The following is a 13,208-nucleotide window of genomic DNA, read 5'->3' as shown; positions in this document are numbered from 1 at the left end:
ATGGGGAGTTGGAGCCGGTACGCATTCCCGATCCGCAGCTGCAGGGAATCGAGGCGAGCGTCCGACGGCTCATGGAGCAGTCGGCGCAGCAGGCGCAGCAACTCGACCACCTCGCGTCTGCCCCGGAGCCGAGCGGATCGCCGTTCGCCGCGTTCGGCATGCCGGGGCTCGGCGGCCCGCCAGCCGCCGCCCCGCCAGAGCCCCGCCCGATCCTGGAACTCGACGGGGAGGAAAGGGAGGACGAACTCGACGCCTTGTCGGACTGGGTCGACGACTTCTTCCTCCCGGTCTACGGGTCTGAGGTCACCACCGCGGCGCCCTGGTGCCTGCAGTGGCAGGAACACGACGACGTCGTCGCTTGGCTCCACGCCCTGTGGCTCGCCTACCAGCAACACAAGGACCCGGAAGCCGGATTGAGCGGCCTTTTCGTGTGGCACCGGGACTTCCTCACCCACGCAGTCGCGGCGATCCGCGCACCGGGCGGACCGCTGTCGGCCTGCATGGCCTCCCCCGACCGGCCCGCGCACCGTCTTCTGCCCGGTCCGCCGCCGTCCGTACGCACGGAGACGGCGGCCACGGCGGAAGCCGCCGGGCCCACCGAGCCGGACGAGCCGACGTCATGACCGGGGGACAGGGGCAGCCCGCCTTCGGACTGAGCTTCGACCCCCGCGCCCTGACCGACCTGCTCCAGGCCCCCAGCAATATCCGCGACCTCACTCTCGCCTACCTGCAGGAAGTCGTGAACGCGCAGCGCTTCGGGCTACGCCTCGACGGTGACCTGAAGGGCTACCGCAAGTTGTTCGTGGACTCGCGCAAGGACTGGCGCGTCGTCTACGGCGTCCGAATGGCGCCCGCGGAGTCCGCGCACCAGAAGGAGATCCACGTCGTCGCGGTCCGGCCGCGTGCGGGCAACGACGTCTATGACGAGGTCGGCCGCCGCCTGGGGATGACCCGCCGGCCGCTGAGCGCCCGCACCCACGCAGCACGCTCCCGCTCCCCGCAGCTGACCAACGTCACTCCCATGCCCCGGCCCGGTCCGCCGCCCACCGCACTGTCGGGCCTGCCCCGTCCCGCACACAACCCCGCGCACCATCACACCCGTTGAACGCACGGAGCCCCGCCTATGCCCCCTGAGCCCGCGCCGACGCCAACCCGGCGTGCGGTCTCCCCGCTCGACCATCGCATCGAAGCCGTCACCGGCCACGACATCGACACCCTGTGGGCCTGCAGTGACCGCGGCGTCCTCGACGAGCCGCACGCCCACCTGGTCGACCTGCACCGGGAGTTGGCCAAGTCCCAGACCGGCGTCATCTTCTACCTCCGCCTCCTCAAACGCCTTTCCAGCGGCGAGTTCGACGTTGATGACGCCCTGTTCGCGCGTATCGACCGCACCGTGGACCAGCTGGAGGAGGCTACCGACGCGCGGGACGCCGCTGCCCGGCAGGTGCTTGCCGCTCTGGAGTCCATCGAGGCCGCCGCCGCGGCCCTGGCGCCCGACGCGCAGCAGCTCTCGACGGACGACCAGGCTGCGCTGCTCGCCATCGCCGCCGGCGCCAAGCTCTACGAACACCTGCTGACCGGCCGGATGTCCGTCACAGCCGCCTCCGGCACCCGCATCCCTTACACAAAGCTGCAGCGGCTGGAGGACGCCGGCCTGGTTGTCCGGGATACCGACCACCCCGTGCACGCCGGCCAGCCGGTCGCCCTCACCGACGCCGGACGCGCCGCGCTGTTCGCCGCCCGATGGAAGCCCACGACCCAGGCGCCGCAGGTCCCGGCACGCCCCGGCACATCGCCGGCCACCCCGACGCAGCGTCGCTGAACTCCATCGAAAGGCCACTGTTGTCAGCCACCGAACCGGCGTCGGCTCGGAAGTCCATCCCCCAAGTCGACTTCGCATTGGACGACTTCGATGCCGACGAGGAGATGTCCCTCGACTTCTACCGCCAGGTCGCCGTCAGTGAGGACATGCTCGTCCCCCTCGCCGAACACCACACTCCCAACGGCGCGCACAGCTACTACGTCCTCTTCGACCGCACCGCCACCTACGGGCACCCAGGCATGCCTCAGTACGTCGCCGTTCACCTGAAGCGGGACCAGGAGAAGGAGACGTTCGACTTCGAGCAGGCCATGCTGCCGCTACCCGCGATGGCGCAGTCCTGGCTCATCCACCGCGGCTGCCCGCACGACGCCATCGGTCTCCACCCGGAGCTGGGCCCACCGCCGGCGGACGAGGCGACTCGTGCGCTGGAGCGACGCCTCGCGGGCGACGGCGACCACTACGCCATGGGCTGCTCCTACACCTGCGACGACCCGGACGACATGGTCACCGTCGTGGCACTGCGCGCCCTGGACGAGCGAGCCCCCAGCCCGTTCCGCGTCGTGGTCGAGGAGGTCGACACCAACGCGTGGACGCACACCTTGCGCGAGGGCGGCTTCGACACGCTGGGCGAGGCCCTGCAGTGGTGCGACGACCGGCTTACCGGAGAAGCTGGCCCTCTCCCACCGGTCCGCCCGGCACCCGCAGCCAGCCGCCCGGCCGGTGTGCCGATGGCCCCTGCTCCGCGCCCGCCCGGCCGGCCGCGCTGAGCGCCAAGGCCGACGCGGGCTGCGGAACATAGCCGACGATCGCCGGTTAGCCAAACCGGCGATTCTCCGGACTCTTATACAGCCGCCGGGACAACTCCCGCGGCGCCATTCCGCGCAATCCCTCTGCCTTCACGGAGGTTTCTTCCGCATGCGCTCCACCCGAATGGCCATATCCGCGGCGATGCTCGGCGCACTCGCTCTGCCGATGCTGTCCACTACGCCCGCGAGTGCGGCCCCCGCTGCTGCCGCGTCGACGGCCACGAGCATTGTTACGCCCTGCCCGGACCTCCCGCCGCTGCCGTACAAAGTCCACCCGTCGGCAGTGACCATCCGGTCCAAGACCACCACGAAGTCCACCGCGGTCGGAGTGCTCTACAAGAGCCACTAGTTCACCGTCCACAAGAAGAGCGGCAACTGGCTCTACATCACGGACAAGTCGGCCGGCGTCAAGGGCCGGGTCTCCGGCACGCACGTCTACCGCGACACCCGCATGTGCCTGGACTGACAGGCATTCAGCAGGTGCCCGTAAACGGCTGAGCCGCCGGGTACGGCCGCCCCTCACATTCCCCCAGGCACCGGTCTTTCCAGAACAGGAGTTTCTCTTTGCCCGACGGCATATCCGATGACGCCGAGGACGTCGTGGGCGTGCTCACCGAACGGATTGAAGCGCGCTTCGCCATGGACATGGACCAGTTGAAGGCCGCGGTCGCCGCCGCGCCGACCGCGAACCCCGACGCCACCGACGTCGTCAAGTGGCACGGCCTTCTCGTCCAGGTCCAGTCCGAGCTCGACCGCGCGCAGGACGACCTCCTCGCCGCGCTGGAAACCCAGCCCAGCGAGGTCGACGACCCAACGATGGGCCTCGCCCACCGCGTGAACGCGGCCGTCACCGCACGCGACGGCCGGGCCATGGTCGTGCGGTGGCTCCTGGACCCGGACGCTCCGGGCAAGAAAGACCTCGCCGCCGAACGGCTCGCCCGCCTTCGCCCCCGAACCGAACCCGCGGTGCAGACCAGCGCTCCGCACAGACCCGCGGGTACACCCGCGCCGGCGTCGGCGTGGCGGGCGGGAAGGCCCGTCCGTTGAGCCGGGTCAAGGCCAGCACCATGGACGGCGACCTGCAGAAGGTCTTCGGGAACCCGATTCCCGAGCTGTACGAGGCGGCTGTCGGCCACGATGCCTCGCCCGCGCTCGCCCGTGCCCTGGAACTGCGGTCCTTCCTGGCTCTGACCGAGGAGCAGGTCGTCCGCGTCCGCGACCGCGTGCGCGCGGACATGGATTCGGACCGCGACATGGGCGAGTTGTCGGCGGACAAGCTCCGTTTCGACGCGCAGTGGCTGGAGGCGGCGCTGGACGCCCGCGACGGCTACCGCGCCGCCCTCGGCGAACTGCTGCGCAGCATGCCCGCGCCCGACCAGAAGCCCCGTCCCGTTCGTACAACGCAGCTCCGGGCCACCGCAACCCTGCCCCCGTCCGCCGCCCCGGCACCCCCGCGTGCCGGGGCGGCCCAGGCCCGCCGACCGTGAAAGCCCCCGCTTGCCCCACCTCACGTCCACCGAGATAGCCGGACGGATCGAGGACCTGTACGGCGCACCGCTCACCGACCTCGAAGCCCACGCCAAGAACCAGCCGCCCGGCATGGTCTCCGCCCTCCTCGGCATGCACGACGCCCTCGCTCTGGCCGAGCGCAGCATCAACTTCCACCGCGACCACCTCGCCCGTCTCATCCAGTCCGAGCGGCAGATCGGCCGGCACGAGGTCTCCCATCTCCTCGACGGATCCCGCCGGCTCGCTGAGGCAGTCGCAGTCCGCGACGCCCAAGCCAAGTCGGTCACCGCCGTTTTGCAGAGCCTGGCCCGCGTCCCGGCCCCAGCACTGTCCCCGCCGACTCCCTCACCGCCCGTTCCGGCTCCGCCCCTTCCGGCCCAGAGCACGGCGCACAGCCGCTGACCCGCAAACGATCCCCCTTCATTCACCCAGGAGTCCCTCCCTTGGCCATCACCGCTCTGCCACCCGATGCCGACGCCGACATCGCACGGGTCACCGAGGCCCTCGCCATGATCACCCCGCGCTGGAACGTGAGGATCCTGCTGGCACTCTCCGGCCCGCCCGTGCGTTACAGCGAGCTGGCGGCCAAGGTGTCCTGGCTGCAGAACGGCCAGCTCCATCCCAAGCTCAAGTCGCTGTGCGACGCCGGCCTTGTCGAGCGCACCGAACACACCGCGCGGCATGTGAACTACGGCCACACCGAGCGTGGGGCCGGCTTGCTGCCGGTCCTGCCGATGATCGTCACCTGGGCCGAGGAACATCTGGAGAAGGCGGACAGCCCGCTGCCCGCGATCGAGCAGATCGAGGACAGCCTCACCCTGCTCACCCGGCGCCACGCCGCCGCCATCCTGTGGGTGCTGAAAGCCCGCCAGGAGGTCAGCGGGAGGGCCCTGGCTCGGATCGTGATGCCCAGCAGCGACTGGACCAACGTGTACCCGCCGCTGCGGCAGCTCGTCGCCGACGGCCTGGTCGACACCGAGGGCATCGGCCAGCCCTACCGGCTGTCCGCGGCGGGCGACGGCCTGGGCCCCGTTCTCGGCACCCTGTCCGCGTGGTCCGCTGGGCAGCCCCTCAACCAGGCTGCCCAGCACCCGGTCTGGGGGCATCCGCAGGCGAAGCCCGCGCCGAGGCCGTGGGTCAGCAGCCAGTCCCGGCCGGCCCCCGCAGCGCTCCCGCAGACCCGGACGGGTGAGTCCTCTCCCGCGTGGCACAACCGCGATCTCTTCTCCCATGCCACGGCCGCCCGGCCGAAGGCGGCCGTCCCGGCGGGAGGTCCGCGCCGATGACCACCCTCTTCACCCCTGCCGAAGTACGCAACGCTGTCGAGCTGCTGGCTTCGCGTTCCTTGATCCGCTTGGTCACCGAGATCGACGACAACGGGGCGATACCCCCGCGGCGGCTGGCCGGTACCCTTCCCGACCTCTCCTTGCACCAGCTGCGCCGCGCTACTGAGACGGCCCGCGCCCACGGTCTCGTCCGGGACGCCCCCGGCGCCGGTCTGGAACTCACCGATTCCGGTTCGGATTTGGCCGACCTGTACGACGCGGCTGCGCGCTGGGCTCGACGCCACGCCTTCCCGGCACCGGTCTGCGAGTTCAGCAGCCGCATCCGCCACGCCCTCGACCTCCTGGCGCCCTCGCTCGCGACCGAGCGCGCCGACGGTCTCCCGCGGCCGTCCGCCGCGCGGCTGCCCAGCGACGAGGCCGAGGTGGACCTTGCCAGTCCCCGCGCTCTCCTGAACCAGTGGCTGGCCGGCAACCCCCAGGTCACCCGCGTGTCCGAGCCCGAGCCCGAGCCGGTCGCGTGAGCGCTGCTGTCACGCCCCGGCATGCACGCCACACCGCCGGGCTGATGCGCAGCATCTACCTGCCGCGCACGGCGGACGCACTCACGCTCGCGATGTCCACCTACGGCATCCCGCTGCTGGTCCTGGCCACCACCCGCTCCGCCGCACTGACGGGCGCCGCGTTCGCCCTGGAATGGATCCCACGTCTGGCGGCGTTCGGGTGGGCCGGATCGATCGTCGACCGGCGCGGGGCGGCCGTCGTCTTCCACCTCGCCTCCCTGGGGCGCGCGCTGGCCCTCGCCACCGGCGCGGTCCTTCTCTACCTCCACCCGTCCGGCACAGTGGCGAGCGCAACGGTGATGGTGCTTGCGGCTACGACCGGCGTGCTCACGGAGTTCAGTTACATCGCGGCCGAGACCGCGGGCGCTGCCGCCGGCCGCCGAGCCGGAGCGCGGGCCCACCGCGTCCAGGCCGCCCTGCTCGGCATCGACCAGACCGCGACCCTGGCCGGCCCGGCGCTCGCCGGCGTGCTGCTCCTCGCAGGCCCGCCGTCGATGCTCGCGGTGGCCACCGTGCTCTCGCTGCTCGCCGCGCTGCTCGCCCTGCGCACACCGCCCTCGCCTGTTGCCCCGGCCCGCGCGCCGAAGGGGCAGCCCGGCGCCGGGCTCACCACCGGGTGGCGCACCATCCGCTCCCTTCCCGCGCTCGGCTGGCTTGTGACCGGGCTGACCCTGTCCAACCTGGCCACCGGTCTGCTCCAAGCTGCCGGTCCCGTGATCGTCGTCCAGCACTTCAGGCAGTCCACCACGGCAGTCGGCCTGGTGTGGTCCGCCGCAGCGGCGGCCACCCTCGTGGCCGTCACCATCTGCCGGTTCGCGTTGGACCGCCTGGGCCTGTGGCCAGTGGGAGCAGCCTGCTCCGTCATCGCTTCGCTCGCCTGTCTCGCCGCCGCCCTGGCCCCCGACTACCTGTCCTACCTGGTCATGGTCGCAGTCCTGATGGCTGCCGACGGCGGCCTGGCGGTCGTCCTGCGCACCCTGCGCTCCCGCCTGATCCCTCCGGAGACGTTCGGCAGCACCCTGTCGGCAACCATCCTCATCCTCCTGCTGCCCTTCCCCGTCGCCGGTGTGCTCACCGCGCTCACCGCGCCCGACGCCCTGGGCCACGTCATCACCGCGTGCGCCGCCCTGCAAACGCTCGGCCTGTTCTGCGCCTTCGCCCGCCTGCGCACCGACCCAGCCCTGCGCACCTGAGCCAGCTGTCCCCAACCCGTGGAGAACCTTCATGACCATCGCCGCCCTCGGGTCGCACCGAGCGACCGGCCGCACCATCACCGAGCAGTTTCACGCCTTCGACGCCCGCAACCCGCATGTGTACCGCGCTCTGAAACGCAGGGCCGCCCGCCGCCTGGCCGGCGGCGCCACCCGGGCCAGCCTCAAGGACCTCTTCGAAGACCTTCGCCGCCAACTCCCGTACGGCGTCGCCGGACTGAACAACAACTTCACCGCCCTCTACGCCCGCCGACTGATCGACGACCACCCCCACTGGGCAGGCGCGTTCGAACTGCGCCGCCGCCGCGCCGCCTGAGACACCCCCTTCCGTCCTACCGCCCCCCCCGATACGGAGAACCCCTCTTGTCCCCTCGCCCCCTTGTACTTGTCGTCTCTCCGGGCGATGAGGCGGATCGCGGCTACTGCCTTGAGCAGGTCGCCGCCGCGTACGACATCGTCCTGCTGACCGACGCCGAGCCATCGTGGGAGAAGCCGCACATCGCCGACCACGCCGTCGCCGATCTGAACGACACCACTGCACTGCTCTCCGCCGGCCGGGCTCTGGCAGAACGACACGACCTTGCCGGCGTCGTCACCTGGGATGAATGGAATCTCATCCCCACCGCCCGCGTCGCCCGCGCGCTCGGTCTGGCCGCGAACTCCGTCGAGGTGATGCGGGCCTGCCGCAACAAGGCCACCGCCCGGGCGCTGTTCGCCCGCCACGGAGTGCCGTCGGCCGCGTCGATGAGGGCCCGGACCCTGCGGGAGGCTGACCTGGCGACGAGGACCCTCGGCTTCCCCGCCGTCATCAAGCCTGCCGCAGCGGCCGGCAGCATCGGCGTGATCCGCGTCGACCGGCCCGAAGAGCTGCCCGCAGCCTTCGAGTTCGCCTCTGTCGGCGCAAACCGGAGCCGCGAGGACACGGGCGTCCTGGTCGAGGAGTACCTCGACGGCCCCGAAGTCTCCGTCGAATGCGTCACCCACCGCGGCACCACCACCGCCGTCGCCGTGACCCGCAAGAACCTGGGCCCCGCACCCTACTTCGACGAGACCTACCACAGTCTCGAAGCGGCCGATCCGCTCCTCGCAAAGGTCGCACCGACCGCCGCTGCTGCCATCAAGGCCCTGGGAATCACCGACGGCGTGCAGCACGTCGAGATGCGCCTGGTCGGCGGCCGGCCCCGGCTGATCGAGGTCAACGCCCGCCTGGGCGGCGACATGATCGGCCACCTCGTCCACCTGGCCACCGGCGTCGACCTCGCCCGGGCCGCCGCCGACACCGCCTGCGGACGCACCCCCGACCTGACACCCACCCGCCACCAGGCCGCGGCGATCCGCCTCGTCTACCCCGCCTACTCCGGCACCCTCACCGCCCGCCGTCTGAAGGAGCATGTCGGGGGAGTGGAGCGCGTGCACTTCCAACGACAGGCCGGCGACCAGCTCGTCCTGCCACAGGACGGCGGCAATCTGTACACCGCCCGTATCGGATTCCTGATCACCACCGGGCCGAGCGCCGCCGTCGCCGAAGCTCGCGCCCAGGAGGCGTACCGCAACCTCGAGATCCAGGTGGCCCCGCTCTCGCCGGCGGCCCGGACTACCGGGGAGCACGCCGCGTGAGGCAGACCGCAGCGCCCGAGCTGGTGCGCAGCCGCCGCCTTCTGACCGGGTACTTCGCCGGCCTGGGTGTGGTGATGGCCGTCTGGGGTGCACGCATGCCCGCCGTTCAGAACGCCGCCGAGGTGAGTACCGCCGGGCTTGCCCTGGTCCTGCTGGCCGCAGCTCTCGGCATGGTCGCCGGACTTCAGGCGGGCGGACGCCTCGCCCGCCCGGCCCGTCTACCCGGGCTGCTGACCGGCGGTGCCATTGCCCTCGCCGCCTGTCTTGCCGTCCTCGGGATCTGCCGCAGTCTGGAGAGCCTCCTGGCTGCGGCGTTCACCTTCGGGGCCGCGCACGGCGTCCTTGACGTCGCGGCCAATTCCGCGGCGGTCCGCTGCCAGGACGCCCACGGCCACCCCATCATGGGTCGGCTGCACGCCAGTTACAGCCTCGGCGCTCTCACCGGTGCCGCGCTGGCCGCGGTCACCGCTCACACCTCACACGCCATTCTGTTCGCCGCGGTGGCAGCTTGCGCCGCTCTATCGGCAGGCACGGCCACGCGGCTCACCCGCACCGTCGCCAGCCCTGTGCTCGCGCCCGTCCACCACGGTGCCGCACCGGGCTCGGACGGGCAGAAGGGGTTGTCCCGGCGCCGATTGTGGCTGCTGGGGATGCTTGCTGCTGCCACGCTGCTGGGCGAAGGAACTGCTGCCGACTGGGCGGCTGTCCACCTGCATGACCTCGGCGCGACGGCCGCGACCAGCGCCGCGGCGTACGGCTTCTACAGCGCCGCCATGGCCGCCGGCCGTCTCGCCGGAGACCGGCTCACCGCCCGCTTCGGTGCGGACGCCGTCGTCCGCACCGGTGCCGCGCTGGCCGCGCTCGGCCTCGCCACCGGACTGGCCGGCTCCACCATCGCCTTCGCCCTCCTCGGCTGGACGGCCTTCGGCCTGGGCCTGTCCGTCACCATCCCCAGCCTGATCACCGCCGCCGGCACCGGCGGCCCCCGCGCGGTCGCCACCGTCGCGGTCACCGGCTACGTCGGCCTGCTCGTCGGCCCCGCCCTCATCGGCGCCCTCGCCACCCTCACGGCACTGCCGCACGCGCTGCTGCTGCCCGCCCTCCTCGCCGCAGCAGTCGCCGCCCTCGCCCCCAAAGCCCTGGAGAAACCCACTCCTTGAACCACACCTCCGCCTCCCCGACCGGCCTGGACGCCGTGATCCTCGACTACAACGGGGTCCTCGGCCTGCAATCCAGCACCCCGATGTGGACCCGTCTCGCCGACCTCGCCGAGTGGCCCGACCGGCACCTCCCCTCGTTCCAGGACGCCTTCTGGGCTCCCCGCAACGCCTACGACGCCGGGGAGCTGAGCGATCTCGCGTACTGGGCCAAGGTGCTCGGACACCACCCCGGCCCGCGGTGGCTGCGCACCCTGCGCGATGCCGACACCGCCATGTGGACCCGTACCGACCCGCGCGTCCTCGACATCCTGTACCGCTCCCGGGCCGCAAGGCGGCTGCCGATGGTGCTGCTCTCCAACGCCCCGGCCCACCTCAGCAACGTCCTGGACGCCACCGATTGGCGGCGCGAGCTGATGGACGACGCCCTGTACTCCGCCCGCATGGGCCGGTGCAAGCCCGACCCGACCACGTACGAACACGCCCTGGCTGCCACCGGCGTTGCCGACCCAGCACGTGTGCTGTTCGTCGACGACCGCGAAGACAACTGCCGGGCCGCCGCGGAGCTGGGCCTGCGCACCCTGCACTACACCGGCCAACCCACACATCTGGAACAGCAGTTGCTGCCCGCCCTGGCCAACAACCCTGAGTCCTGAACCGTACGCCGCCCCACCACCACCTCGACCCCAGGACATTCGTGCCCGACACCAAAGAGATCGACGGCGACGTCTACGTCTCCCCCCGCCATCTCGCCTCCGCCACCTACACCGGCGACCCCGCCCTCGCCCCGCTGCTCGACCTCGGCTGGGACCTCCAGCACGACGACCTCGGTAACGTGTACCTGAGCGCTCCCGACCGGCGAGTTCGCCTGGGCTACCTGCCCGAGGGTGAGGACGACGGGCTGTGGCGTATCAACGCCTACAAGGACTCGTTCGGCCCGCCGACGTGGGGCGTCTGTTTTAACGACCGCGTCCCCACCGAGTTCGTCCAGGCGTTCACCACCGTCCTCGCCACGGCGTACGAGCAGGGTCCGGACACCTACCTCGCCCGGCCGATCTCCGGCACCGACGAGCACGACCCCTTCCTCGCCGTGGTCCCGCTCCTGAAACAGGGCTGGGAGATCGACCGTCCGCGCTGGGGCGTCTTCGCGGTCCAGGCCTCGGACGGATACGCCGGCATGGAGTTCACCACCGGCGACCTCGATCCGGAAGCCGAACTGACCACGCGGGACGCCCGCTGGCAGCTGTGGGCAGGCAAGTCAATCGACCGGCCCGTCTGGTACGCGACAGCCAGCACCGACACTCCCGTCGCTCTGCTCACCGCCGTCACCCAGAGCATTGCCGACCCGGCTCCACTGCCGCGGTGGCGCGAGGAGACCTTCAGCTACATCAAGAGCATGGCCCAGCTCACCCCGATCCTTCCGTCCGGACCGTCGGCCCCCACCCCGCTCGACGTGCAGCGGGCCGTCTCCTCCCGCCGCCCGGCCGCGCTCCCCGCGGCGAGCATTCCGCGCTGGAGCACCACCAGCCGACCGGCTCTTCCCGGTCCACGCCGGTAGGACCAGTCCGTCCCCCTACCGGAGACCCCTCTTGTCCCTGCAGGCCCCTGAGTTCTTCGCGGAGCTGTGCCTCCCCTTCCACGACAGCACCGTCGTGGGCAACACCTACTTCGCCGCCCCCGTCCCCGGCGTACCGCTGCGGCTGCGCATCGAGTTCACCCACACCATCCACGCGGACACCTACGGCGGATTGCGAGCGGCGATCGTCCACCCGGAAGGCGGTGAGATCGACGCGGTGGCGCTCAGCTTCGTGGATCACGGAACTTTCCACCGCCGCGACGAAGCCACCAATACCCGGCCGAACACCAAGCAGTACAGCACCTTCGACAAGTACCACCGCCCCGGCCGACCTCCGTGGGACGGGGCCGTGACCACCGGGCTGCGCGACGCAATCGAGCAGTACACCGCCGTCTGGTTTCCCGGCGCTTGGACCGCGTCCGAGCCGAGCCGCGGCGCGGGCCGGACCGGGCGCACGGCTCCCGCCATGCCGGTCACCCGCAGCGGCACCCGTGCCCGATGAGCCGGGCCTACACCGCCAGCTTGGCGTGTTCCGCCCTTTCCCACATCTGTTGCCCCGCCGCCTCCCGCCCCGGTTTCAGGCCAAACCCGGTGACCTTTCCCGCAACCTGATCTAGGGAATCCTCCACCTCGTGCACGCACCTTTCGTCCTATCCGCCGCCGTCGCCATCGCGGTGACTGGCACCCTCAACTGGACGCCGGCCGCGAGCGCCCAGCCCTCCGACCCGACCCACACGCCCTCCGCCGCCCCCGCCGCGACACCGGCTCCGGACGCGGGCAGCGTCGAGATCACCACCAAGGATACGGCCGGCGACGCGCTCCCCGGCTCCGCGTTCCTGCTGCTCGACTCCGACGGAGAAGAAGCCGGACGCGGAAGGACCGACGCACAGGGGAAGCTGACCTTCGCCGACCTCGCGTCAGGCGTCTACCGGCTAAAGGAGACGGCGTCCGGCAGTCCGCTCCACGAGGTCATCGCCGACCAGGACGTCATCGTCACCCCGGCCGCGACCACACGACTGACGGTCATCGACCCGTTCAAGGCCGCCAAGGTCCTCCTACAGGCCAAGGACGACAAGACCGGCAAGCTCCTGCCAGGGGCGACGGTGAACATCGGCACCGGCACCTCGACGCTGCTCACCCTGACCACCGGAGCGAAGGGCACGGCCTCCGGAGAACTGCCGGTGACGAGCCGGAAGACGCAGTTCTGGGTCAAGGAGATCAAGGCCCCCGCCGGGTACGACCTCTACCAGCCGTCCAAGACGTTCACCGCGGCCCCCGGCGCCCCGGTGACCGTGACCGTCACCAACGCCACGACCGCGACCGACCCGAAGCCCGACCCCTCGGATAAGCCCACCCACGCCCCGTCCGCCCCGGGCAAGCCGAGTAGCGATACCGGCCGGGCAACGCCCTCCCCGCCGGGCACCGGCACACCGGATGCCAACTCTTCGTCCACCGCCGCCGTGACCCCGGCTGGTGACTCCACGCCGAATGCACCGACGGGCTCCCTGGCCCACACCGGCGCCGACGCCACCCCGTGGCTGATCGGCGGCGCCGGAGCCCTGATCACTGCTGGCGGAGGCGCCCTCTTCGCGGCCCGTCGCCGACGCGCGGACAACTCCACCGACGCCGGCTCCACCACGAGCTGACCTCACCCGCTTAACTCG

General features: G+C 71.4%; 17 protein-coding genes and 1 pseudogene. All 18 read left to right on the top strand.

Annotation, left to right across the window (positions count from 1 at the left end; translation table 11 throughout):
* Nucleotides 1-71 precede the first annotated feature (71 nt).
* Nucleotides 72-623: a DUF4913 domain-containing protein gene (locus ACIP79_RS02485; protein ID WP_401219203.1), complete on the top strand. Its 552-nt coding sequence runs from the start codon at nucleotides 72-74 to the stop codon at nucleotides 621-623.
* The gene (locus ACIP79_RS02480) at nucleotides 620-1,105 is read left to right on the top strand and encodes a hypothetical protein (protein ID WP_401218215.1); all 486 of its coding nucleotides are present in this window, start codon (nucleotides 620-622) and stop codon (nucleotides 1,103-1,105) included. The genes ACIP79_RS02485 and ACIP79_RS02480 overlap by 4 nt, the downstream gene beginning before the upstream one ends.
* A gap of 18 nt (nucleotides 1,106-1,123) precedes the next feature.
* Entirely contained in the window at nucleotides 1,124-1,822 is a 699-nt protein-coding gene (locus ACIP79_RS02475) for a hypothetical protein (protein ID WP_401218212.1), read from the top strand.
* Nucleotides 1,823-1,839: 17 nt separating this feature from the next.
* Entirely contained in the window at nucleotides 1,840-2,589 is a 750-nt protein-coding gene (locus ACIP79_RS02470) for a hypothetical protein (RefSeq protein WP_401219200.1), read from the top strand.
* A gap of 181 nt (nucleotides 2,590-2,770) precedes the next feature.
* Nucleotides 2,771-3,094 (top strand): annotated as a pseudogene (locus ACIP79_RS02465) (SH3 domain-containing protein).
* 98 nt (nucleotides 3,095-3,192) lie between these two features.
* Nucleotides 3,193-3,675 (top strand): hypothetical protein, encoded by a 483-nt coding sequence (locus tag ACIP79_RS02460; RefSeq protein ID WP_401218209.1) that lies wholly within the window; start codon nucleotides 3,193-3,195, stop codon nucleotides 3,673-3,675.
* On the top strand, nucleotides 3,672-4,115 hold the full coding sequence (locus ACIP79_RS02455) for a hypothetical protein (protein ID WP_401218206.1): 444 nt from the start codon (nucleotides 3,672-3,674) through the stop codon (nucleotides 4,113-4,115). The genes ACIP79_RS02460 and ACIP79_RS02455 overlap by 4 nt, the downstream gene beginning before the upstream one ends.
* 10 nt (nucleotides 4,116-4,125) lie before the next feature.
* Entirely contained in the window at nucleotides 4,126-4,539 is a 414-nt protein-coding gene (locus ACIP79_RS02450; RefSeq protein WP_401218203.1) for a hypothetical protein, read from the top strand.
* A 41-nt stretch (nucleotides 4,540-4,580) separates the two neighbouring features.
* Nucleotides 4,581-5,423, top strand: a complete 843-nt coding sequence (locus ACIP79_RS02445; protein ID WP_401218200.1) for a winged helix-turn-helix transcriptional regulator — start codon at nucleotides 4,581-4,583, stop codon at nucleotides 5,421-5,423.
* On the top strand, nucleotides 5,420-5,944 hold the full coding sequence (locus tag ACIP79_RS02440; protein WP_401218197.1) for a regulator: 525 nt from the start codon (nucleotides 5,420-5,422) through the stop codon (nucleotides 5,942-5,944). Before ACIP79_RS02445 ends, ACIP79_RS02440 begins: the two co-directional genes overlap by 4 nt.
* Complete coding sequence (locus ACIP79_RS02435) at nucleotides 5,941-7,176, top strand: MFS transporter (protein ID WP_401218194.1); 1,236 nt, start codon at nucleotides 5,941-5,943, stop codon at nucleotides 7,174-7,176. Before ACIP79_RS02440 ends, ACIP79_RS02435 begins: the two co-directional genes overlap by 4 nt.
* 31 nt (nucleotides 7,177-7,207) lie before the next feature.
* Complete coding sequence (locus ACIP79_RS02430) at nucleotides 7,208-7,510, top strand: hypothetical protein (protein WP_401218191.1); 303 nt, start codon at nucleotides 7,208-7,210, stop codon at nucleotides 7,508-7,510.
* Between the two features lie 47 nt (nucleotides 7,511-7,557).
* On the top strand, nucleotides 7,558-8,811 hold the full coding sequence (locus ACIP79_RS02425; RefSeq protein WP_401218188.1) for an ATP-grasp domain-containing protein: 1,254 nt from the start codon (nucleotides 7,558-7,560) through the stop codon (nucleotides 8,809-8,811).
* The gene (locus ACIP79_RS02420; RefSeq protein WP_401218185.1) at nucleotides 8,808-9,971 is read left to right on the top strand and encodes an MFS transporter; all 1,164 of its coding nucleotides are present in this window, start codon (nucleotides 8,808-8,810) and stop codon (nucleotides 9,969-9,971) included. Before ACIP79_RS02425 ends, ACIP79_RS02420 begins: the two co-directional genes overlap by 4 nt.
* The gene (locus ACIP79_RS02415) at nucleotides 9,968-10,624 is read left to right on the top strand and encodes an HAD family hydrolase (protein WP_401218182.1); all 657 of its coding nucleotides are present in this window, start codon (nucleotides 9,968-9,970) and stop codon (nucleotides 10,622-10,624) included. Before ACIP79_RS02420 ends, ACIP79_RS02415 begins: the two co-directional genes overlap by 4 nt.
* 41 nt (nucleotides 10,625-10,665) lie before the next feature.
* Nucleotides 10,666-11,526, top strand: a complete 861-nt coding sequence (locus ACIP79_RS02410) for a DUF317 domain-containing protein (protein WP_401218179.1) — start codon at nucleotides 10,666-10,668, stop codon at nucleotides 11,524-11,526.
* Nucleotides 11,527-11,557: 31 nt separating this feature from the next.
* On the top strand, nucleotides 11,558-12,046 hold the full coding sequence (locus ACIP79_RS02405) for a hypothetical protein (protein WP_401218177.1): 489 nt from the start codon (nucleotides 11,558-11,560) through the stop codon (nucleotides 12,044-12,046).
* Between the two features lie 130 nt (nucleotides 12,047-12,176).
* Nucleotides 12,177-13,190: a SpaA isopeptide-forming pilin-related protein gene (locus tag ACIP79_RS02400; RefSeq protein ID WP_401218175.1), complete on the top strand. Its 1,014-nt coding sequence runs from the start codon at nucleotides 12,177-12,179 to the stop codon at nucleotides 13,188-13,190.
* Nucleotides 13,191-13,208: the final 18 nt, after the last annotated feature.

This window comes from Streptomyces sp. NPDC088747, assembly GCF_044751025.1.
GTDB lineage: Bacteria > Actinomycetota > Actinomycetes > Streptomycetales > Streptomycetaceae > Streptomyces.
Note: the sequence above shows the minus strand (reverse complement) of the source record. Positions and strands in the feature narration are given on the sequence as shown.

Bases quoted from the DNA above. Each gene is read 5' to 3' on its own strand.
- ACIP79_RS02475 (WP_401218212.1), top strand. From the start codon at position 1,124: ATGCCCCCTGAGCCCGCGCCGACGCCAACCCGGCGTGCGGTCTCCCCG.
- ACIP79_RS02430 (WP_401218191.1), top strand. From the start codon at position 7,208: ATGACCATCGCCGCCCTCGGGTCGCACCGAGCGACCGGCCGCACCATC.
- ACIP79_RS02480 (WP_401218215.1), top strand. From the start codon at position 620: ATGACCGGGGGACAGGGGCAGCCCGCCTTCGGACTGAGCTTCGACCCC.
- ACIP79_RS02485 (WP_401219203.1), top strand. From the start codon at position 72: ATGGAGCAGTCGGCGCAGCAGGCGCAGCAACTCGACCACCTCGCGTCT.
- ACIP79_RS02440 (WP_401218197.1), top strand. From the start codon at position 5,420: ATGACCACCCTCTTCACCCCTGCCGAAGTACGCAACGCTGTCGAGCTG.